Consider the following 19,206-nt stretch of genomic DNA (forward strand, 5'->3'; position numbering starts at 1 on the left):
CGGTCATGGAGGGTCCCTGAATTGTGGCAAGCGCAATAGCAGCAAATAATTTCCCCGCCAAGGCAAAAACGCACTGTTCATCGTCCGGCTCTCGCAATTCGTGCCGGCTGGCGCAATTATGTCCTGGGTAAGAGGAGAATTCCATGGGCAGGCTGGTCGACGGTGAATGGCAGGACGTCTGGTACGACACGAAATCCACGAAGGGACGTTTCAAGCGCTCGCGCTCCCGGTTCCGCAACTGGATCACCCGGGACGGCGCGCCCGGCCCGAGCGGCGACGGAGGCTTCAAGGCAGAGCCCGGGCGCTACCACCTCTACGTTTCCTACGCCTGTCCCTGGGCCCACCGCACGCTGATCTTCCGCAAGTTGAAGCGGCTCGAGGACCTCATCTCGGTCTCCGTCGTCGACTATGTGATGCTGGAGAACGGCTGGGAGTTCAAGCGCGGCAGCGGCTCGACCGGCGACGCCCTGTTCGATTCGGATTTCCTCTATCAGGTCTATCTCAGGGCCGATCCGCACTACTCGGGCCGGGTCACCGTTCCGGTGCTTTGGGACAGGGAGCGGGAAACGATCGTCTCCAACGAGAGCGCCGAGATCATCCGCATGTTCAACAGCGCCTTCGACGACCTGACCGGCTCGACCGACGATTTCTACCCGGAGCACCTGCGCCGGGAGATCGATGACCTTAATGCCATCGTCTACGACACCGTAAACAACGGCGTCTACAAGGCGGGCTTTGCGACCACTCAGGACGCCTATGAGGAAAGCGTCGTCCGCCTGTTCGAGACGCTCGACATGCTGGACAGGCGCCTCGCGACCAGCCGCTACCTCCTCGGCGACAGGATCACCGAGGCGGACTGGCGGCTCTTCACGACGCTCGTCCGCTTCGACGCCGTCTATGTCGGGCACTTCAAGTGCAATATCCGCCGCATCGCCGACTACCCCAATCTCGACGGCTATCTTCGCGATCTCTACCAGGTGCCGGGCGTCGCCGAGACGGTGCACTTCGATCATATCAAGGGCCACTACTACCGCAGCCACAAGACGATCAATCCGACTGGCATCGTGCCGCTCGGTCCGGTCCTCGACCTCGATGCTCCCCACGGGCGGGCTGGCCTCGGGGCTTCGGCCGCCTGATCTACCAGATGTCGGATGGCGGCTCCTGCCCCGCCACTTCCCGGACGCGCCGAAGGGTGGCGGACGTGACGTTCTCCGGCAGGTTGTCGAGGGCAAAGAAGCCGCTTTCGGCGATCTCGCGGTCCGGCTTCCTGGGCGCCGTCTGCTCGACCTCCACCCGGTAGAACAGGACATGGTCGCGCTTGCTGACCCCCCGGTTATAGTAGACGTGGAAGAGCACCGGCGGCGCCGTCATCATCAGGTTTCCCTCCTCGCGGAGTTCCTTTTCCAGGGCCTGCATCGCCGTCTCGTGCCGCTCGACCCCGCCGCCCGGCAGGTACCATCCCGGAACATAGGTATGGCGCACGAGGAAGATGCGTCCGTCCCGGTCGAAGCAGGCGGCGCGCACGCCGAGCGTCATGCCCCTCCTGAGGAAGAAGACGTTGTGGAAAAGCCAGACAACCACACGGCTCTTCAGGCCGCTCAGTTCCGGGATCCCCTGCCCTGACATCTCACGCCCTCGTGTATGGAGAAAAGGGATAACGAATTGGCCGCTCATGCGTTATGTCTGCGACATGTTCAAGTTTGCCCATATCTCCGACATCCATCTCGGTCCGCTTCCGCAACTCACGCTGCGTGAGCTGTTCTCGAAACGCATAACCGGTTTTGTGAACTGGCACCGGAACCGGCGCAAGCACCTTTTCGTCAATACGCTCGATCTGCTGCTGAGCGACCTGCGCACCCGCGAACCGGACCATCTCGCGATCACCGGCGACCTCGTCAACCTCGCGACCGGCATCGAAATCCGGCTGGCCGCCGAATGGCTCGAGATGATCGGCGATCCTGCCGATACGACGGTGGTGCCGGGAAACCACGACGCCTATGTGCGCGGCGCGCACGATCGCGCCGTCAAGGCCTGGTACCCCTATATCATCGGCGACGAGGGGACGCGCAGCTGGGACGATGAGACCAAGGTCTTCCCGACCATCCGCCGCCGCGGCCCGGTCGCCATCATCGGCTGCTCGACATCCGTCGCAACCCCGCCCTTCTCGGCATCGGGCTATTTCAGCCCCCGCCAGGCCCGCGAGACCGTGAACCTCCTGAAGAAGGCCGGCGACGAGGGTCTCTTCCGGGTCGTCCTCATCCACCATCCGCCGATCCGGGGGGCTGCCCCCTCCCACAAGCGGATGATCGGCATCCGCCGTTTTGCCGCCGCAATCTCGACCGGCGGAGCCGAACTCGTGCTGCATGGCCATACCCACCTCAACACCGTCTACTGGCTGAGGACCCCGAAAGGCCAGGTGCCGGTCGTCGGCATCGCCTCCGCCTCGCAGGGGCCCGGCGGCCACAAGCCCCCGGCGGCCTACAATCTCTTCACGCTTTCGGGCGAACCGGGAGCCTGGAACCTCGTCTGCGACCGCTACGGGCTGAACGAGACCGGCGACGCCATCGCGCTCGACCAGAGCCACCGCTTCTACGGCGAATCCGTCCGCCCCCTGGCGGTGGCGCAGGTCGCCCGGATGATTTAGGCGCGAAAGTTGTCGAATCGCCACATTCGATTCATAAATTCCCCCTAACCGCGTCGCATACCTAACCCAAGGCTGTCCCTGTCGCATGGCGCAACCATCCGCATACGCTGATCCGAGACGAGAACTCGTCTCCCTTCTCCCGCGCCTCCGGCGCTTCGCACTGACATTGGCCTCCGACCTTGCCGGCGCCGACGATCTGGTGCTGGGCGCCTGCTCGAAGCTGCGGACGGGGGAACTGCCGGACGGCGCGCAGCGGCTCGATCTCCATCTGTTTGCCTCCATGCGCATGCTGGCCGCAGCACATGCTGCCGGCGGTCCGGCCGAACGCCGGCCCTCCGAGCCATCGGCATGCCAGTCGCTCGTGCTGGGCGCCCCCGAGGGCCTTGCGGCAAGCTTCCTCCTCGTCGAGGTCGAAGGACTGTCATATGCCGAGGCAGCCTCCATCCTGGATCTCTCGGTCGAGGACGTGGCGTCGCGGCTCTGCGAGGCGCGCCTCTATTTTGCGACCCTCGCCCCGGACGTGAAGGAGCGTCGCGCGTGAAGATGTCGAGGGATACCCGTGCGTTCCGCCTGGCCGTCAGCCGCCAGCTCGACGGCGAGATCGCCGATCCGGGCGACGATATTGTCGAACTGAAGAAAGCCCACCTGCACGAGACGCGCGAAACGATGACGTTCGGAAATCTCCGCGGCCGCGAAATCTTTGACGACATCCTGAAGGAGCCGGTACCGCTCGACCTCGTTCGCCGCATCAGGTCGGGACCGCAGACCCGCAAGGCGGTCCGGATTCCCTCCCCGCGCTGGGAAGTCGCGCTCACCATCCCGCGCGTCGCGGCGGCCTGTCTCCTGACCTTCGTCATCGGCGGAGGGCTCGGCTACATGGCCGCCCTCAAGCCCGCCGCACCGCCTTCGCCGCTGATTGCCGATGCCGGCGATCCGTGGCTGGACGATGTCGTCGCCCACTACCGGACCTTTTCGCGCATGGAGGGACGGCTGGCCGAACTGCCTGCGTCAGAACCCGCCGCCATCATCGAATGGCTGCTCGGCAATACCGGCGTGAACTTCCGCATTCCCGACCTCACGGAAAACGGCCTGACCTTCATCGGCGCGCGCATGCTCGTGGCCGGCGGAATGCCGGTCGGGCAACTGGTCTACACGTCCGCCGACAGCGAGGTGATCTCTCTCCTCTTCCGCAAGAACCGTCCCAACGAGGACGGCTTCTCCGAACTGATCCGGGACAATATCGCGCTGGTATCGTGGAAAAGCGCCACGGCGACCTATGTCGTGGTCGGGCCCTCCTCCGCGGCCTCGCTCGACGAAATCGCAGCCAAGGCAGCCGGCCTGATCTGACGCCCGTTCAACTGGCCCGCGCCATCGTGGCGAGAATGGCGTCGGCCACTTCCCGCGGCCGCTCCTCGATCAGCATATGCCCCGCCCCCTGCAATCGCCGCACCTCGACGTTCGGCGGAAGGCCATCGGCCTGCGAGACCGGCAAAACGGGATCGGCCTCGCCCCAGAGGACCGCAACCGGCATGGGAAGCCCTCCCAATTCCTCGACCGGCAGGACACCCTGCACCCGTGAGCCGGGATCGGTCAGGATGACGTCGAGGATGGCGAGGAGCTCCTGGGCCGCCCCGGCAGGTGCCCGGGCTTCCAGCAGGCCCGAAATGACGTCTTCGCTCACCACGTGACCTGGGCCGCACATGGCCCGGAGCGCATCCGCCATGGTTTCCCGGTCATCCGCCGACGCATAGCGATACAGCGCGGGCCCGTTGATCGCCGTTCCGAAACCGCCCGGCGCCAGAAGCGTCAGGCTTGAAACGCGCTCCGGTTGCCTGAGGGCAAGGAGTGCGGCCACCGCGCCGCCCATGGAATGGCCCGCCACGTGGAAGCGGTCGATCCCCTGCCCCTGGAGGCTGGATGCCACGGCCTTCGCCATGGAGCCCGCGCCCCCGGCGCGCGTCCCGAGCGAGCCGCCATGGCCGGGCAGGTCGAGGGCGATAACCCGCCTCTCCCCTGCCATCTCCGCAGCCAGCGGACGCCAGGCCGCGGCACTTCCGCCGAAGCCGTGAAGCAGGACCAGCGGAAGCATGCCCGCCGCCGTCCCGCCCCGGACTTCGCCGTGAAGCACGCCGGTCAGCCCTTCGCCGTCCGCTCTTCCAACACCCGGTTGGCGGCCGAGACGATCGCCTCGAGCGAAGCGGCGACGATGTTCTTGTTGATGCCGGCGCCGTAGAGCTTTCCGCCCGGATGCTGGACCTCGACATAGGCGATAGCCGACGCGTTCGAGCCCTGCTGCAGCGAGTGCTCGGAATAGTCGTTCACGGTGAGCTCGATGCCCAGGTAGGTGGAGAGCGCGTTGATGAACCCGTCGATCGGACCCGTTCCCGTGCCTTCGATCCTCTTCGTCTCGCCACGGTCGGTGATCTCCGCCGCCACGATCCGCACGCCCCTGTGGTCGGTGCCGGCCGGATAGGTGTGGTGATCGACGAATTTCAGCCGGGCGTCGGGCTGTTCCACGTAGCGTTCGATGAACCGGTCGTAGATGCGCCGGGAGGGAAGCTCCACGCCCTCTTCGTCGGTGATGCGCTGGATGTCCTCGCGGAACTCCACCTGCAGGTTGCGCGGCAGGTTCAGGCCGTAGTCCTCCTGCAGGATATAGGCGATGCCACCCTTGCCGGACTGCGAGTTGATGCGGATGATCGCCTCGTAGGAGCGGCCGACATCCTGCGGGTCGATCGGCAGGTAGGGCACTTCCCAGATCGGCGAATTGGCCTTGCGGATCGCCTTCATGCCCTTGTTGATCGCGTCCTGGTGCGAGCCGGAGAAGGCCGTATAGACGAGTTCGCCCACATAGGGATGCCGCTCGGGAATGGTCATCTCGTTGGAGTATTCGTAGACGGCCTTGATCCGCTCGATGTCGGTGCAGTCCAGCTGCGGATCGACGCCTTGCGTGTACATGTTGAGCGCCAGCGTGACGATGTCGACATTGCCGGTGCGCTCGCCATTGCCGAACAGCGTCCCCTCGACGCGGTCGGCACCCGCCATCAGGCCGAGTTCCGTCGCCGCGATGCCGGTACCGCGGTCGTTGTGCGGATGCAGCGACACGATGACGTTCTCGCGGTTGTCGATATTGCGGCACATCCATTCGATCTGGTCGGCATAGATGTTGGGCGTCGACATCTCGACGGTCGACGGCAGGTTGAGGATCAGCTTGTTCTCGGCCGTCGGCTTGATCTCGGCGATGACGGCGTTGCAGATCTCCAGCGCCACCTCCAGTTCGGTGCCGGTGAAGCTTTCGGGCGAATACTCGAACCGGTAGCCGCCGCCGGCCTTGGCGGCCATGTCGGTGATCATCTTCGCCGCATCGACGGCGATCTGGCGGATGCCCGCCACGTCCTTGCCGAACACGACGCGACGCTGCAGCTCGGAGGTGGAATTGTAGAAGTGGATGATCGGCCGGTGCGCGCCTTCGAGAGCCTCGAACGTCCGCGTGATCAGCTCCGGCCGGCACTGGACCAGCACCTGCAGGGAGACGTCCTCCGGCACGTTGCCTTCCTCGACGCACCAGCGGGCGAAGTCGAAATCCGTCTGCGAGGCGGACGGAAAGCCGATCTCGATCTCCTTGAAGCCCATGTCGAGCAGCAGCTTGAACATGCGCGCCTTGCGGTCATGGCCCATTGGGTTGACCAGCGACTGGTTGCCGTCGCGAAGGTCGACGGAACACCAGATCGGTGCCTTGGTGATCGATTTTGCCGGCCAGCTGCGGTCCGACATGTCGATCTGCGGGTACGGGCGGTACTTCATCGCCGCGTCGGGCATGCCCTTGGGTGAAATGGGGGTCTTCGCATCCATGGTCGTCGTCTCTTCTCGCTTCACGCGCCGCGGTCTCGTCTGCCGCTGGAGGCGCGGACCCTCTCGGGTCTTCCTGGTGTCATCTTGGAGGTGTGTGAGAGGAGCTCTTGCGCCGGCAATGGCTTTTCGGCCGCCGGGCGCTCCTCAACGGACCCGGCAACCGCGCGTAAGGTCGAGGCTAAGAAGCGAGAGAGGCGCGAGAACCGTCGCCCCGGCTGCGGTGCAGCGGGCGGCAAAACGGCTGGACATGATCGCGCCTGTCATGGTCATGGGTGAAGTGATAACCGTAGACGGAAACCGGTGCAAGCCCGTTATTCGGCGGCAGTGGACGCTTTCTCCAGCCTCTCGCGTATCCACTGGGAGATCAGCCGGTCGCGGCTGATCTTCAATCGGGCGGCTTCGGCGTCGAGAGCTGCAAGCCGTTCTTCCGTCAGATCCAGTTCGACCAGCTCGCGGTCGCTGTTGACGCGGCGCACCTGCGCCACATCAAAATACTGCAGCACGTCTTCTTCGCCCTTGTCGAAGAGTTCATCGAGATCTTTGGCTTTCATAGAGGTCCACCTCCTGCTTGCGGGACCGGCGCACCGAGATAATCCTGATGCGCCCGTTTCGGCGAGCGACGATCGCCGACCAGTGCTTGTCCGCGATCCTGCCTATGACCATCATCCGTGGTTCATCCTTGTCCCGTGCCGGCAACGCAATCGAGAACCGATCCAGCCACAAAGCCTGGGCTTCGCCGAAATTAATCCCGTGCTTTTCCTGGTTGATGGCGCTTTTTTCAGGATCGAACTCAAACTCCATGCCCAAAGATAGCGCGCGGCGGTCAGCTTTACGAGTCCGGCTCGTCCCGGCGCGCCACCATCTGTTGCAGCCCCATCATCAGCCCGCCTGCGATGAGCCCCCAGAAGGCCCCTGATATGCCGCCGAATGACAGGCCGGAGGACGTGACCAGGAAGGTGATGGCCGCGGCTTCCCGGCTTTCGGGGTCCCGATAGGCGGCGAAGGCCGAACTGGCGAACGCGCTGATGAGCCCCAGGCCGGCAACCGCCTGCAGGAGGATTGGCGGGGCGAGCGAGACGAAGGCGATCACTCCACCGGCAATCAGGCCGAGGCCGATATAGGCCCCGCCGCCAACGACCGCCGCCCAGTAGCGGCGAGCCGGATCCGGATGGGCATCCTCGCTGGCGCACATCGCGGCGGTGATCGCTGCCATGTTGACGGGCAGGCTGCCAAAGAAGGCGCAGACCGCCGAAAAGATCCCCGTTGCGGCAAACAGCGGTCCGGGCGGGGGTTCATAACCATGGGCCCTGAGGATCGCGATGCCGGGGATGTTCTGGGAGGCCATGGTCACGATGAACAGCGGCACGGCCACCGAAACGAAGCCGTGCCAGGTAAACACCGGTGCCACGAAGGTGAGGTCGGGACGGATCGCCCCGCCGATCTGCGCCACGGCATCGGGCGGCAGGTCGACCCCGACGATCAGGACCAGGACCAGCATGCCGAGCGCCGCCGGCACCGCCCAGAGCCGCCACCTGGAAACGACCACGATCCATGTGAGGACGATCGGCAGGCCGAGTGCCGCGTCGAACGCGATCGCCTTGACGGGAGCAAGACAGAGACCGAGCAGGATGCCGGCCAGCATCGCATTCGCAAGGGCCGGTGGAATCGCCCGGATCGCCCGCCCGAGCGGACGCAGAAGTCCCGTCAGCGTGATCAGCACCCCGCAGATCACGAACGCCCCGACTGCCGCAGGAAAGCCCCCCTCGATGGCGCCGGTGGTCGCCAGCAGCGCCCCGCCCGGCGTCGACCACGCCATCATGATCGGCATCCGGTGGCGGATCGAGAAGAAGATCGCAAGGACCGCCTGCGCAAAGCACAGCGCCAGCAGCGCCGAGGCCACTTCCGGCGCGTCCGCGGCCATGGCCTGGAGCCCCTGCACGATGACCGCAAATGAACTGATGAAGCCGACAAAGGCTGTGAGCAGGCCCATCATCAGGGCCGGAATCGAAAATTCCTTGAGCATGGTGCGGGACTCGCCGAAGGGAGGCACCATCGAACATGGCGAACCGCCAGATGGCAAGATCAACCGATGCCAAAAACGGTACGGCCAAAAGGAAGACGCCATACCGGCGCGGGGAGGCAGCCGTTCGCTCGCGGGATATCACCAGCCCCGGCGACAAAAAAACCCGCCGAATTCGTCGGCGGGCTTTGCGTGATAATGCGGAATGTTCAGCCGATCTCGGACTGGTTCACGACGACGCGGGACGCGAGCCCGTATGCCACGCCCTCTTCGGCCGACAGCCAGTAGTCGCGGTCGATGTCCTTGGCGATCTTCTCCTCGCTCTGGCCGGTGGCCTTGGCGAAGATCTTGATCAGCCGCTCGTTCATCTTGATGATTTCACGTGCCTGGATCTCGATGTCGGAAGCCATGCCGCGCGTGCCGCCCGACGGTTGATGGAGCAGGAAGCGGGTGTTCGGCAGGCAGATGCGCCGTTCCTTCGGAGCCGCGACATAGATCAGCGCGCCGGCGGAAGCGACCCAGCCCGTGCCGATCATCCAGACCTTCGGCTTGATGAACTTGATCATGTCGTGGATGGAATCACCCGATTCCACGTGGCCGCCGGGCGAGTTGACGTAGATGCGGATGTCTTCGTCGCTGGCGGCGGCGAGCGCCACGAGCTGCGTGCACACCTTCTGCGCCAGTTCCTGGTTGATCGGGCCGTAGATGAAGATCGAACGCGACTTGAAGAGGTTCGCTTCCGTTTCCTTGCCGAGCGGCAATTCCTTGACCTTGTCGTCGTCGTTTTCGTCGTTCATCAGCATCTCCAGTACGGGATTTGTCTTCACGGACATAATGCGTTCGTGCCGCTAAAACAATGCGCGAAACCGACTAAGGTGAATGACGTAGGTATAGCGTGCGCCCGGCCCCGTTCGACGATGGACAGCGCCCTTCGGCCTGTCCTATCGTGACGGCCGAAATTGCTGCTTCGCGCCCGCCGGGGCGCGTGGCGTCTTCCAGAGGGGTCCAATAATGTTCAGACGTGTTTCCATCGCCGCGACCGTTTCGCTCGCCGCCGCCGCTCCCGCCCTTGCCCATCTCGATCCCGCCGAGCACGGCTCCTTCATGGCCGGTGTCTCGCATCCGCTCTTCGGAACGGACCATGTGCTTGCCATGGTGGCGGTCGGCCTCTGGGCAAGCCAGGTCGCGACGGCGAGCGGAGAACGCCGCGCGCTCTTCGCCATCCCGGCGGCCTTCGTCGCGACCATGGTTCTGGGCTTCGCCGCGGCCGTGGCAGCCTTTCCGCTGCCCTTCGTGGAGCCGGTGATCCTCGCCTCCGTCATTGCGCTCGGCCTTCTCGTCGCCATGGCGGTCCGCATGCCGGTCGCGCTCTCCGCGGCCGTCGTCGGCGTCTTCGCCTTCTTCCACGGCCATGCCCATGGCGGGGAACTGGGTGCCGCCGGCGCGCTCCGGTTCGGCCTCGGCTTCATGCTGGCAACCGCCCTTCTCCACGCCGCGGGCATCGGCGCCGGCCTCGCCATCGGCCGCCTCGCCCCCTGGGCGGCGCGCGTCGCCGGCGGTCTCACCGCGCTTGCCGGGCTCTCGCTCGCCCTCGGCTGAGCATAGGACAGCGAAAAGGGCACCCGGTGAGGTGCCCTTTTTTTTCAGGTAGGAAGTTGCCGCCGGTCACCCCCGGCCGCGATAGGTCGGCACGCCCTGGTCGGGCAACCAGACGTTCTTCGGCGCCTCGCCCGTCTGCCAGAAGACGTCGATCGGAATTCCCCCGCGCGGATACCAGTAGGCGCCGATCCTCAGCCAGCGAGGCTCCAGCAGTTCCACCAGCCGTCTGGCGATATAGATCGAGCAGTCCTCGTGGAACGCCCCGTGGTTGCGGAAGGATTGCAGGAAGAGCTTCAGCGACTTCGATTCCACCAGGTGCCGGTCCGGGATGTAGTCGATGACGATATGGGCGAAGTCCGGCTGGCCGGTCATCGGGCAGAGCGAGGTGAACTCCGGCGCTGTGAAGCGCACCACGTAATCCGTTCCGCTATTGCCGTTCGGCACCTTCTCGAGGACGGCCGCTTCGGGGCTGTCGGGTGTATCGACCGGCCGGCCGAGTTGCGACAGGCTCGAAGTATCGGTCATGCTCATCGATGGGTTCCTTCTACCTTGACCTTGATGCCGTGGGCGCGCTCGCCCTCGGGTTCGACGTGGATGGCGAGACTGGCGCCGGGAATGACCGCCTTGATGGCATCCTCCAGGCGGTCGCAGATGTCGTGGGCCTCGGCGACCGGCATGTCTGCCGGCACGACGAGGTGGAAATCGATGAAGGCGGCCGCTCCCGCACGCCGCGTCCTCAGGTCGTGGACGCCGAGCGAACCGGCCGCGTTCGACTGGATTGCCTCGCGGATCGCAGTCTCCTCTTCCGGCGTCACGGCGCGGTCCATCAGGCCGCCCAGCGAATGGGAGATGACCTTGTAGCCCTGGTAGAGGATGTTGACCGCCACGACGATGGCGAGAAGCGGGTCGAGGATAGCGTAGCCCGTCCAGACCGCCAGCACCAGGCCGACGATGACCCCCGCCGACGTGATCACGTCTGACATGATGTGGTGGCCGTCCGCGGCAAGGGCCGGCGAGGCATGCCGGCGGCCGACCCGGATCAGCGCCCGGGCCCAGACGAGGTTGATCACGCCTGCGACGGCATTGATCGAAAGTCCCAGCACCGGCGCGTCGAGAAGGGTCGGGGAATAAAGCTGGCCCCACGCCTCCCGCACGATCAGGAGCGCGGCGACGACGATCAGCACCCCTTCCACCACCGCGGAGATATATTCCGCCTTGTGGTGGCCGAACTGGTGGTCCTCGTCCGCCGGCCTCGCGGCGTAGCGGATCAGGAAATAGGCGATGAAGGCGGCGACCACGTTGACGGTCGATTCCAGCCCGTCGGAAAGCAGCGCCACCGACCCCGTCACCCACCAGGCGGCGAGCTTCAGCCCCATCACCCCGAAGGCGAGCGGAATGCTCCAGAAGGCCAGTCTCTCGACGATCGGATCGGTTCTCGCGGTCACCTCAAATCCCCATGCGGATGCGAACGAATTGCAGGAGCCCGGCCCCTGAACGGCAAAACCGCCCGGGCGGGACCCGGACGGTTTCGATGGTGGGCGTATCGCTCAAGTCGGCGGAATTGTCAAAGCATCCGCGCCGGTTTCCACTCCTGCGCTTCTCAGGCCGCGGCTTCGAAAGCCTCGATCTCCTCCAGCTCGCGCTTGAGCGCCTCCCCTTCCCGCTTCAGGTCGAAACCGCTCTGGAGGTTCATCCAGAACTCGGGTGTGGTCCTGAAGAACTTGGCAAGGCGCAAGGCCGTGTCCGGCGTCACCCCGGTCTTCTCCGCAACGATCCTCTCGATACGGGTCCGCGGCACGTGCAGCTTCTTGGCAAGCGCGTAGGGGCTCATGCCGACCGGTTCGAGATAGAGGTCGCGAAGGATTTCCCCCGGATGGACGGGAGGCAGTTCACTGGAACCCATTTTAATCTTCTGCTCGCGTCAGGTGCCGGGACGAGACCGACGTCGTCCGGTGTCACTGGAAGGAAACAACTCGCCACACGATATCAGGCGAAAGGCCCTTTGCCGGTATCATCTTACGAGACGTCGCGGATGTCTATTCAATCCGCCGGCGCGGCCGGGTTCTGTTGCCGATCCCCCACCGCCGGCGGCGGGGTCGTGTTGTCGCCGGCCTCTGGGATCATCGTCAGCCCCATCACGAGGAGGACGAGGACGACGACAATTCCGATCAACAGATTTCTGCTCATGTGTCTTTCCCGGTTCGAGAGATGCGTTCCATCTCCCAAACCGGAAACATCGCAAAAGGTTGCCGGCGGCCTATGCCGCCTGGACCTCGCGCCTGCGGGCAAGATGCGCCACGACGTTCTCGATCATCCGCATGCCGGCGTCCTGGCCGAGCGTCATGATCGATTCCGGATGGAACTGCACCGCCGCGATCGGCTCCTTCACGTGCTCGATGCCCATGATCGTCCCGTCCTCGCTCTCCGCCGTGATGGTGAAGTCCGGATGCAGCGTCCTCGGATCGGCGAAGATCGAATGGTAGCGGCCGACGGTGACCTCGTGCGAAAGCCCGGAGAAGACGACGCCCGGCTCCAGAACCCTTATGCGCGACGGCTTGCCGTGCATCGGCACGGCGAGGTGGCGCAGTTCCCCGCCATAGGCTTCCGCCAGCGCCTGCAGCCCGAGGCAGACGCCGAAGATCGGCAGCCCCTTCGCGCGCGCCGTCCGGATGGTCGCCTTGCAGTCGAAATCCCTGGGATTGCCGGGTCCGGGCGAAAGCACGACGAGGTCAGGGTCGATCCGGTCGAAGATTTCCTCCGGCACCGGCGTGCGCACCGTCGAGACCTCCGCACCGGTCTGGCGGAAATAGTTGGCGAGTGTGTGGACGAAACTGTCCTCGTGGTCGACGAGAAGGATCCTCACCCCCTTGCCCACCTTGGCGACGTCGCGGGCCACCTTGCCGGAATTGCCGGCGCGCGCATCACGGATCGCCGAAATCATCGCCGATGCCTTCAGTTCGGTCTCGGCTTCCTCCTCGTGCGGGTCGCTGTCGTTCAGGAGCGTCGCCCCTGCCCGCACCTCGGCAATGCCGTCCTTGATGCGGATCGTCCTGAGCGTCAGGCCCGTGTTCATGTCGCCGTTGAAGCCGACCATGCCGATCGCCCCGCCATACCAGGCGCGCGGGCTCTTCTCGTGGTTCTCGATGAAGCGCATCGCCCAGAGCTTCGGCGCCCCGGTCACGGTGACCGCCCAGGCATGGGAGAGGAAGCCGTCGAAGGCATCCATGTCCTCGCGCAGCCGCCCCTCGATATGGTCGACCGTATGGATCAGCCGCGAATACATCTCGATCTGGCGGCGGCCGATCACCTTGACGGAACCGGGCTCGCAGACCCTCGACTTGTCGTTGCGGTCGACGTCGGAGCACATGGTCAGTTCCGACTCGTCCTTCTTGGAATTGAGGAGCTTGAGGATCTGCTCGCTGTCGGCGATCGCGTCCTCACCGCGCCGGATCGTGCCGGAGATCGGGCAGGTCTCGATCCGCCGTCCCGAGACGCGCACGAACATTTCCGGAGACGCACCGATCAGGTATTCCTGGTGGCCGAGGTTGATGAAGAAGGAATAGGGCGACGGATTGATCGCCTTCAGGCGGTTGGAAATCTCCGACGGCTTTGAATCGCAGCGCTCCATGAACTTCTGCCCCGGCACCACCTCGAACAGGTCGCCGCGCCGGAAGCTCTCCTTCGCCTTCACCACGAGCTCGGCATATTCCCCCGGCTGGTGGTCGCCCTTCGGCGGCGTGACGGTCGTGCGCTGGAACGGTTCGGGCGCAATCTCGCCGGACCTGCCGGCGGTCGTCATCCCGTCCTTCGCGAAGTCGTAGCGGTCGATCCAGGCCTTTGCCGCATGGTGATCGACGACGAGGATCTCGTCCGGCAGGAACAGAACCATGTCGCGCTGGTCTTCCGGCCGCTGCATGGAGAGCTTGATCGCGTCGAACTGGAAGGCAAGGTCGTAGCCGAAGGCCCCGAACAGGCCGATCGCCGAATCCGCCTCGGAATAGAAGAGGTCCACCACCGCCCGCAGCACGGTGAACACCGTCGGCACCTTCGAGCGCTCCTCCTCGGTGAAGGCGCGGGTCGGCTCGTTGACCGCAAGGTCGAGCCGGCGCGCCGTCCTCTCGCCGAGCGTCAGGTCCGGGACGCCCGCCAGCCTGTCGGCGACGAAGGAGAGCAGCACCTCGCCGCGCTCGTTATAGGCCTCGATCCAGACCTTGCGGCCATGCGCGGAAATCCCGAGCGGCGGATCGACGATCGCCGTGTCCCAGCGGGTATAGCGGCCCGGATACTCGTAGTTGGAGGAGAAGACCGCGCCGCGGCGCTCGTCCAGCCTGTCCACATAGCCGGACACCGCATCCGCATAGGACGTCGGCCGCCGCGCGCGGGTAACGGCGATGCCGCCCCTGGTCTCGTATGTCTCCGAACCGTCGTCCCGGATGATCGTCACCATTTCTGCTCTCCGTTTCCCTCCGCCGGGAACCGAAGCGGACAACAAAAAAGCCGCCTCGGGTCTCGGGCGGCTTTGGGGTCCTGTCGATGGACATGACTGGTCAAGGCCGCGTCAGCGTGCCCACCACCAGTTACCGATGTTCATCGAATTGATCATGGCCAAACAGATAACGCGGCGCCGCCTCCTCCGCAAGCGGATTGTTCTTCGATGCGACCAAAGACGGTTTTGCGCGTTGGCTATGGCCGATCCACGGAGTTCGCCCCATGCAGCGTGTCACTCTCGTCCTCCTGATGGCCCTGCCGGTCCTGACCGCCGCCGCCCTTCCCCGCAGCGGCCCCGTGCCGGCACCGAAGCCAGCCGTCGAGGAAGACGAGGCCCAACCGGTCGCGAAACCAGCCCCTAAACCTGCCGAGACACCGGACGAAACCTCCGAAGATACACCCGGAGAGGCCTCGCCCCCGGTCCCGACGCCCGAGCCCCGGCCGGAGGACGGGCCACGCCCCTCGACCGGTGCGGACGATCCCGCCGACACTCCGCCCACCCCCGCTCCAGAAGCCGGCCAGGAGGCAACGCCCGGCAAGGCCGAGCCTGCAAAACCGGAAGGGGAGAACAAGCCCGGGCAAGGTCCCGCGGAGAACAAACCGGGTGAAGGCCACGGAGAGAGCGAGGAGGGGCAAGGCCCCACGGGGAACAGGTCGGGGCAAAGCCCCGGGGAGGATAGGTCGGGGCAAAGCCCCGGGGAGAGCGAGGAGGAAAAGCAGCCCGCGACACCTCCCCCGCCGCCTGCGCCCCCGGTCGCCAGCGAGGACGCCGAAGCGTTGAAGACCTGCCTTGCCGACCTCGCCGCACTCGGCACGAAGTTCAAGGCCGCCGCCCGCATCGACGAGGGCGAAGGCTGCGGCATCGACCGGCCGCTGGAGGTCGCCGAAGTACTGCCGGGCGTCGATGCGGGCGGCGCGCAGATGCGCTGCGAAACCGCCCGCTCGCTCGCCCGCTGGCTGAAGGATACCGTCACCCCGGCGCTGCGGATCGCCATGCCGGGCCGCAGCATCGCGGGCCTTTCGACCGGCTCCACCTATGCCTGCCGGCTGCGCAACGGCGCCTCGGAAGGCAAGATTTCCGAACACGCCCGCGGCAACGCCATCGACATCGCCGCCTTCCGTCTCGACGACGGCTCGGAGATCACCATGAAGCCGCGCGCCCAGGACGGCACGCTCGAGGGCGCCTTCCAGCGCACAGCCACCGCCGGCGCCTGCCTCCACTTCACCACCGTCCTCTCCCCCGGCAGCGACGCCGCCCACCAGGACCACCTCCACCTCGACGTCCTGGAGCGCGACAGCGGGTACCGCTACTGCCGCTGACGGGAGCAATGGAGGCCGGGTTTGCGTCGGCTGAGCGCGCCGGCGTTTGTGCTTTCCGAGAGCTATGGCCGTCCTGGACATGTGCAGATGGCACCCCCAGGGGATATTCATCCTTGGCAACACCCATTTGCGATCGGTTGAAAGCTGTTATGGCCGCTTCGCGCCAATACCGGACGTCTCGCCCGACCCTAGAAGAGCAGAACCATCGCTACTCGACGTGAAGGATCAAGCCCATTCGCAACCTGTCGGTCGAGGTTGCTCCTCAGGTGCGGATGGACGGCATCACCTTCCACGACCTGAAAGCCCAGCCTCTTATAGAACGGGGCGTTGAATGGCGCGAGGCGATCCGTGGTCAGCATTGCGCCTGCAACTCGTTTACGACGAGCAGCATCGATCATGGTGGTAACAAGGCTTCGCCCAAGACCTCTTCGTTGCCAAGCGGGTAAAACATCCACCTCAGCGATGTAGAGTAAGCCGTCTACAACATACCCCCCGGAATAGGCGATTGCAGCACCATCTACGTCGCAGGCTACATAGAGCAGGTCTTCATCGAGGAATCGCTGCAACTCCTCGTCACTACTAGCTGTTGGGAGGCCGCTCACTGCGCCAGCCTCTCGAAGGGTTTCAAAAGCGGCCACTTCTACATTTTGAAGCCCCGCAAAGTCACTTCGCGTTCCACTCCTGATCAGCATCTGGTTCATCTCGCTCCGGAAAAATCCCCAAGCTCTATACAGGCGATGAATAGGTTGAACGCAATGGTCCGCCTCCGCCGACAAGCGTCATGGCTCAAATGCGCCATTTACGGTCATTGACCTCTTGTGCTCTGTTCTCAAGGGTAGGTCCTCTGAGAGGAAGACATGCGGATGGAACATCTCCAGCGGATACTCATCTTCGGCAATGGTGGTACGGGCAAGACATGGTTAGCGCGAGAGATCAGCGACATCCTCAGTCGCCCCGCCATCCATCTGGACGACATCCGCTGGATACCTGGCCAATACGGCATCGCGCGAGATAATGAACTAGTTTTCAGTGAAGTCCTCGAAGCCGGAAAGGCTGAGAGCTGGCTCATGGAGGGCGTATATGGCTGGCTCGCCAACGCTGTTCTTCATAGGGCCACAAGTTTGATCTGGATCGATTTGCCCGAAGAGGACTGCGTGGCCAATATCACGGCTAGGGGCATCCAAGGGGGAGGCAGTGAGGAAAATTTCCGAGAACTGATCGACTGGGTGCGCGAGTATCACTGGCGCAAAAACTCTTCCACCAGCTATGCGTCGCATAAAAAGATGTTTGATGCCTACGGAGGAACCAAGGCGCTTCTGAAGAGCCGTTCGGAGGTGATCGGATATGTCGAAGCCATCCGGGCAATGGCGTCATAGGGCCGACTGCCGCCTTGTCTACAAAGCGCCAACAGCAGACATCAGATGGGGAAGCGCTGGTCGCAGACCCGAGAGAAGTTGATCACAAGCTTGGCGTCCTTAGCAGAAACGGCGATCAGATCATCGACGTGTTTCTGCATGTAAGCTTTCGCGTCGCTCTTGGAACGGTTTGACTGGTCGAACAAATCCTCAGCCTGTGCTGCAAGCTTCTCGAACTTTGCCTCATATCCGGCCGAGCGATCCGCCTGTCCAGCTTCCTGAGAGACCTTCGCCATGATTGCGAAGGCAGCGCCGCATTGGAATAAGTGCTCGCTGCTGTTCGGACTAAGCTTGGCGGACTCCTCCCCGTAGCTTGGTGTTGCGAGGGTTCCGATGGCAATCAAGGAAAGGAGAAGACGCATGATACACACCCCATGAACTGGAGGGCGCATTCTAGTTGACTGTCAGTTGACTGCAATGGGCCGCTAGGCGACTTCGGCGTCGCGCCAACACCGGACATTGCGGCCGCCGCAAAAATCAGGAAAACAAGTAAACTGACCTGGCACTTTGGGAGGTTGCCCGATGCGAGTTTCTCTGATGGCGGTGGTGAGGTTTTTGGACGCCAACTTACCTTTGGTCGAGCCGTCGGGAGGCTGGGGCCCTGCGGTAAACCGGGCCAGCGCCCGACTCGCACTTACTAAACCCGAACTTCAAGGCCAGATAGCCACAGCCCGCCGTTCGGCAGCGCTGGGGGGGCTGCTGCAGGCCATGGCCGGAAGGATATCTTTGCCGGAGCGTTTCCATGGGGCGTAGTCCAAGGCATCTGCCCATAGCGATCTCTTTCGTGGCCGTGGCCGTTCTTCCTGGGTGCGACATGTTCGGCTTTCACGATTGGCACTGGAATCAAAAGCTGACGGTCTCGGTGATGACGCCGGAAGGCATGAAGTCCGGTAGCTCGGTGGTCAGTGTAAGTGTTTACGACACGCCAAGCTGGTGGGGCCTCGGTGATTTCAGGGGTGCGGGCAGCAGCAGCCTGTCCGGAGAGGCGGTGACGGTCGATCTCGGCAACGGTCGCTATCTGTTCGCGCTATTGACGAATTACAGTCACGAGACCGCGCGCGAGACTTTCATTCCGAAAGAAGAGCAGCCTCGGACGAAAGCAGAAGTCATCGCGGTTTATGATCGGCTCGAGGAGATGCGCGGCTCGCGTGAGCTTGCGCCTGAGCACTATCCGCTCCTGGTCACGTTCGACGACATCAACGAGCCGGCCTCGGTGCGCCGGGTCGATCCCGGCAATATGTCGGCCAGCTTCGGCCCCGGCTATCTGCTGAATGCAGTCAACATCTCGATCACGGACGAACCGGTGACAAATGCCGTGGTCGAGGGAGTGCTGGGGTGGCTCGCAGCTTTAGGGCGTAAGCGTCCAACTTTAATTCCACATCCACCCCGTCTTCGCGAGAATGCGACTGATCCTGATATTCAATATTTGACTCCCAGTACTTTTTCTACGGAGCTTTACAAATGACTGTTTCAAGCAAACTGTTAATGGCTATCCTTTCGAGGGATGCCTACAACCGGGAGTACAGAAACCGCCTCTTCCTGCTGATGCTGTTCGGCTTCGCCATTGGGGATATATGCTGTCGGCCATCCTGGTACACATGGTTCCGCTGACACAGGCGCTGGGCATGGGAGCCGCAGGGCTCGTCGTCGCGCTCCTCTTCGGGCCCTCGCAGGTCGCGAGCCGCCTGATCAACCTCGTCTTCGGCCGTGACTTGCCGCAGAGGTGGCTCGCAATCATTGCAGCATCGCTGATCCCGCTTGGCCTCGCAGTCCTGCTGATGACGACACCATCCATCTCCGGTGCAGCCGTGTTTGCCATCTTCTTCGGCCTCGGCTCCGGCTGATCAGCATCTTCAGCGGCACCCTCC

The 19,206-nt window shown here is 64.0% G+C and carries 23 protein-coding genes; 9 read left to right on the plus strand and 14 right to left on the minus strand.

Annotation, left to right across the window (positions count from 1 at the left end):
• Window positions 1-143 precede the first annotated feature (143 nt).
• The gene (locus ACWGPT_RS16185; protein ID WP_452606656.1) at window positions 144-1,136 is read left to right on the plus strand and encodes a glutathione S-transferase family protein; all 993 of its coding nucleotides are present in this window, start codon (window positions 144-146) and stop codon (window positions 1,134-1,136) included.
• Window position 1,137: 1 nt separating this feature from the next.
• Here the strand turns inward: ACWGPT_RS16185 and ACWGPT_RS16190 are convergent, their stop codons facing one another.
• A complete protein-coding gene (locus ACWGPT_RS16190) occupies window positions 1,138-1,626 on the minus strand; it encodes an NUDIX domain-containing protein (RefSeq protein ID WP_452606657.1) in 489 nt (162 codons plus the stop codon).
• Window positions 1,627-1,690: 64 nt separating this feature from the next.
• Here ACWGPT_RS16190 and ACWGPT_RS16195 point away from each other — a divergent pair, with 64 nt between their 5' ends.
• From ACWGPT_RS16195 to ACWGPT_RS16205, 3 genes are all read left to right on the plus strand, one after another.
• Complete coding sequence (locus ACWGPT_RS16195; RefSeq protein ID WP_452606792.1) at window positions 1,691-2,644, plus strand: metallophosphoesterase family protein; 954 nt, start codon at window positions 1,691-1,693, stop codon at window positions 2,642-2,644.
• Window positions 2,645-2,729: 85 nt separating this feature from the next.
• Complete coding sequence (locus tag ACWGPT_RS16200) at window positions 2,730-3,185, plus strand: sigma factor-like helix-turn-helix DNA-binding protein (RefSeq protein WP_452606658.1); 456 nt, start codon at window positions 2,730-2,732, stop codon at window positions 3,183-3,185.
• Window positions 3,182-3,991 (plus strand): anti-sigma factor family protein, encoded by an 810-nt coding sequence (locus ACWGPT_RS16205; protein ID WP_452606659.1) that lies wholly within the window; start codon window positions 3,182-3,184, stop codon window positions 3,989-3,991. The genes ACWGPT_RS16200 and ACWGPT_RS16205 overlap by 4 nt, the downstream gene beginning before the upstream one ends.
• Window positions 3,992-3,998: 7 nt before the next feature.
• Here ACWGPT_RS16205 and ACWGPT_RS16210 read toward each other — a convergent pair whose 3' ends face one another.
• The 6 genes from ACWGPT_RS16210 to ACWGPT_RS16235 form a co-directional block, all read right to left on the minus strand.
• Window positions 3,999-4,733: an alpha/beta fold hydrolase gene (locus tag ACWGPT_RS16210; protein ID WP_452606660.1), complete on the minus strand. Its 735-nt coding sequence runs from the start codon at window positions 4,731-4,733 to the stop codon at window positions 3,999-4,001.
• A 44-nt stretch (window positions 4,734-4,777) separates the two neighbouring features.
• Window positions 4,778-6,496: a 2-isopropylmalate synthase gene (leuA, locus tag ACWGPT_RS16215; protein WP_452606661.1), complete on the minus strand. Its 1,719-nt coding sequence runs from the start codon at window positions 6,494-6,496 to the stop codon at window positions 4,778-4,780.
• 311 nt (window positions 6,497-6,807) lie between these two features.
• On the minus strand, window positions 6,808-7,047 hold the full coding sequence (brnA, locus tag ACWGPT_RS16220; protein ID WP_452606662.1) for a type II toxin-antitoxin system BrnA family antitoxin: 240 nt from the start codon (window positions 7,045-7,047) through the stop codon (window positions 6,808-6,810).
• A complete protein-coding gene (locus ACWGPT_RS16225; RefSeq protein WP_452606663.1) occupies window positions 7,025-7,297 on the minus strand; it encodes a BrnT family toxin in 273 nt (90 codons plus the stop codon). The genes brnA and ACWGPT_RS16225 overlap by 23 nt, the downstream gene beginning before the upstream one ends.
• 28 nt (window positions 7,298-7,325) lie before the next feature.
• Window positions 7,326-8,519 (minus strand): benzoate/H(+) symporter BenE family transporter, encoded by a 1,194-nt coding sequence (locus tag ACWGPT_RS16230; RefSeq protein WP_452606664.1) that lies wholly within the window; start codon window positions 8,517-8,519, stop codon window positions 7,326-7,328.
• Between the two features lie 206 nt (window positions 8,520-8,725).
• Window positions 8,726-9,313 carry an ATP-dependent Clp protease proteolytic subunit gene (locus ACWGPT_RS16235; RefSeq protein ID WP_452606665.1) on the minus strand — a complete coding sequence of 196 codons (588 nt, stop codon included), beginning with the start codon at window positions 9,311-9,313 and terminating at the stop codon, window positions 8,726-8,728.
• A 214-nt stretch (window positions 9,314-9,527) separates the two neighbouring features.
• Here ACWGPT_RS16235 and ACWGPT_RS16240 point away from each other — a divergent pair, with 214 nt between their 5' ends.
• Window positions 9,528-10,115: a HupE/UreJ family protein gene (locus ACWGPT_RS16240; RefSeq protein WP_452606666.1), complete on the plus strand. Its 588-nt coding sequence runs from the start codon at window positions 9,528-9,530 to the stop codon at window positions 10,113-10,115.
• Between the two features lie 66 nt (window positions 10,116-10,181).
• Here the strand turns inward: ACWGPT_RS16240 and queF are convergent, their stop codons facing one another.
• From queF to ACWGPT_RS16265, 5 genes are all read right to left on the minus strand, one after another.
• Window positions 10,182-10,646 (minus strand): preQ(1) synthase, encoded by a 465-nt coding sequence (queF, locus tag ACWGPT_RS16245; RefSeq protein WP_452606667.1) that lies wholly within the window; start codon window positions 10,644-10,646, stop codon window positions 10,182-10,184.
• Window positions 10,643-11,560 (minus strand): cation diffusion facilitator family transporter, encoded by a 918-nt coding sequence (locus ACWGPT_RS16250; RefSeq protein ID WP_452606668.1) that lies wholly within the window; start codon window positions 11,558-11,560, stop codon window positions 10,643-10,645. The genes queF and ACWGPT_RS16250 overlap by 4 nt, the downstream gene beginning before the upstream one ends.
• 155 nt (window positions 11,561-11,715) lie before the next feature.
• Complete coding sequence (locus ACWGPT_RS16255) at window positions 11,716-12,018, minus strand: HigA family addiction module antitoxin (protein WP_452606669.1); 303 nt, start codon at window positions 12,016-12,018, stop codon at window positions 11,716-11,718.
• Between the two features lie 137 nt (window positions 12,019-12,155).
• Window positions 12,156-12,302: a hypothetical protein gene (locus tag ACWGPT_RS16260; protein WP_452606670.1), complete on the minus strand. Its 147-nt coding sequence runs from the start codon at window positions 12,300-12,302 to the stop codon at window positions 12,156-12,158.
• A gap of 70 nt (window positions 12,303-12,372) precedes the next feature.
• Complete coding sequence (locus tag ACWGPT_RS16265; RefSeq protein WP_452606671.1) at window positions 12,373-14,562, minus strand: anthranilate synthase; 2,190 nt, start codon at window positions 14,560-14,562, stop codon at window positions 12,373-12,375.
• 263 nt (window positions 14,563-14,825) lie between these two features.
• Here ACWGPT_RS16265 and ACWGPT_RS16270 point away from each other — a divergent pair, with 263 nt between their 5' ends.
• Window positions 14,826-15,923, plus strand: a complete 1,098-nt coding sequence (locus ACWGPT_RS16270) for an extensin-like domain-containing protein (protein WP_452606672.1) — start codon at window positions 14,826-14,828, stop codon at window positions 15,921-15,923.
• 188 nt (window positions 15,924-16,111) lie between these two features.
• Here ACWGPT_RS16270 and ACWGPT_RS16275 read toward each other — a convergent pair whose 3' ends face one another.
• Window positions 16,112-16,624, minus strand: a complete 513-nt coding sequence (locus tag ACWGPT_RS16275) for a GNAT family N-acetyltransferase (protein ID WP_452606673.1) — start codon at window positions 16,622-16,624, stop codon at window positions 16,112-16,114.
• Between the two features lie 162 nt (window positions 16,625-16,786).
• On the opposite strand from ACWGPT_RS16275, the gene ACWGPT_RS16280 reads away from it, so the two are divergent.
• Window positions 16,787-17,299, plus strand: coding sequence for an AAA family ATPase (locus ACWGPT_RS16280; protein WP_452606674.1), 513 nt, complete (start codon window positions 16,787-16,789; stop codon window positions 17,297-17,299).
• A 41-nt stretch (window positions 17,300-17,340) separates the two neighbouring features.
• On the opposite strand, the gene ACWGPT_RS16285 is transcribed toward ACWGPT_RS16280, so the two are convergent.
• Complete coding sequence (locus ACWGPT_RS16285; RefSeq protein ID WP_452606675.1) at window positions 17,341-17,700, minus strand: hypothetical protein; 360 nt, start codon at window positions 17,698-17,700, stop codon at window positions 17,341-17,343.
• Between the two features lie 452 nt (window positions 17,701-18,152).
• Here ACWGPT_RS16285 and ACWGPT_RS16290 point away from each other — a divergent pair, with 452 nt between their 5' ends.
• Window positions 18,153-18,803 (plus strand): hypothetical protein, encoded by a 651-nt coding sequence (locus ACWGPT_RS16290; RefSeq protein WP_452606676.1) that lies wholly within the window; start codon window positions 18,153-18,155, stop codon window positions 18,801-18,803.
• A gap of 109 nt (window positions 18,804-18,912) precedes the next feature.
• Window positions 18,913-19,182, plus strand: a complete 270-nt coding sequence (locus ACWGPT_RS16295) for a hypothetical protein (protein WP_452606677.1) — start codon at window positions 18,913-18,915, stop codon at window positions 19,180-19,182.
• The last annotated feature ends 24 nt before the right edge of the window (window positions 19,183-19,206 follow it).

It is taken from the genome of Pseudorhizobium sp. NPDC055634, assembly GCF_053618655.1.

What these genes read in the sequence shown, in the direction of transcription:
- ACWGPT_RS16185 (WP_452606656.1), top strand. Translation starts at nt 144, where the DNA reads ATGGGCAGGCTGGTCGACGGTGAATGGCAGGACGTCTGGTACGACACG.
- ACWGPT_RS16190 (WP_452606657.1), bottom strand. Translation starts at nt 1,626, where the DNA reads ATGTCAGGGCAGGGGATCCCGGAACTGAGCGGCCTGAAGAGCCGTGTG.
- ACWGPT_RS16195 (WP_452606792.1), top strand. Translation starts at nt 1,691, where the DNA reads ATGTTCAAGTTTGCCCATATCTCCGACATCCATCTCGGTCCGCTTCCG.
- ACWGPT_RS16200 (WP_452606658.1), top strand. Translation starts at nt 2,730, where the DNA reads ATGGCGCAACCATCCGCATACGCTGATCCGAGACGAGAACTCGTCTCC.
- ACWGPT_RS16210 (WP_452606660.1), bottom strand. Translation starts at nt 4,733, where the DNA reads ATGCTTCCGCTGGTCCTGCTTCACGGCTTCGGCGGAAGTGCCGCGGCC.
- leuA (WP_452606661.1), bottom strand. Translation starts at nt 6,496, where the DNA reads ATGGATGCGAAGACCCCCATTTCACCCAAGGGCATGCCCGACGCGGCG.
- brnA (WP_452606662.1), bottom strand. Translation starts at nt 7,047, where the DNA reads ATGAAAGCCAAAGATCTCGATGAACTCTTCGACAAGGGCGAAGAAGAC.
- ACWGPT_RS16225 (WP_452606663.1), bottom strand. Translation starts at nt 7,297, where the DNA reads ATGGAGTTTGAGTTCGATCCTGAAAAAAGCGCCATCAACCAGGAAAAG.
- ACWGPT_RS16230 (WP_452606664.1), bottom strand. Translation starts at nt 8,519, where the DNA reads ATGCTCAAGGAATTTTCGATTCCGGCCCTGATGATGGGCCTGCTCACA.
- ACWGPT_RS16235 (WP_452606665.1), bottom strand. Translation starts at nt 9,313, where the DNA reads ATGAACGACGAAAACGACGACGACAAGGTCAAGGAATTGCCGCTCGGC.
- ACWGPT_RS16240 (WP_452606666.1), top strand. Translation starts at nt 9,528, where the DNA reads ATGTTCAGACGTGTTTCCATCGCCGCGACCGTTTCGCTCGCCGCCGCC.
- queF (WP_452606667.1), bottom strand. Translation starts at nt 10,646, where the DNA reads ATGAGCATGACCGATACTTCGAGCCTGTCGCAACTCGGCCGGCCGGTC.
- ACWGPT_RS16255 (WP_452606669.1), bottom strand. Translation starts at nt 12,018, where the DNA reads ATGGGTTCCAGTGAACTGCCTCCCGTCCATCCGGGGGAAATCCTTCGC.
- ACWGPT_RS16260 (WP_452606670.1), bottom strand. Translation starts at nt 12,302, where the DNA reads ATGAGCAGAAATCTGTTGATCGGAATTGTCGTCGTCCTCGTCCTCCTC.
- ACWGPT_RS16265 (WP_452606671.1), bottom strand. Translation starts at nt 14,562, where the DNA reads ATGGTGACGATCATCCGGGACGACGGTTCGGAGACATACGAGACCAGG.
- ACWGPT_RS16270 (WP_452606672.1), top strand. Translation starts at nt 14,826, where the DNA reads ATGCAGCGTGTCACTCTCGTCCTCCTGATGGCCCTGCCGGTCCTGACC.
- ACWGPT_RS16275 (WP_452606673.1), bottom strand. Translation starts at nt 16,624, where the DNA reads ATGAACCAGATGCTGATCAGGAGTGGAACGCGAAGTGACTTTGCGGGG.
- ACWGPT_RS16280 (WP_452606674.1), top strand. Translation starts at nt 16,787, where the DNA reads ATGGAACATCTCCAGCGGATACTCATCTTCGGCAATGGTGGTACGGGC.
- ACWGPT_RS16285 (WP_452606675.1), bottom strand. Translation starts at nt 17,700, where the DNA reads ATGCGTCTTCTCCTTTCCTTGATTGCCATCGGAACCCTCGCAACACCA.
- ACWGPT_RS16290 (WP_452606676.1), top strand. Translation starts at nt 18,153, where the DNA reads ATGTTCGGCTTTCACGATTGGCACTGGAATCAAAAGCTGACGGTCTCG.
- ACWGPT_RS16295 (WP_452606677.1), top strand. Translation starts at nt 18,913, where the DNA reads ATGCTGTCGGCCATCCTGGTACACATGGTTCCGCTGACACAGGCGCTG.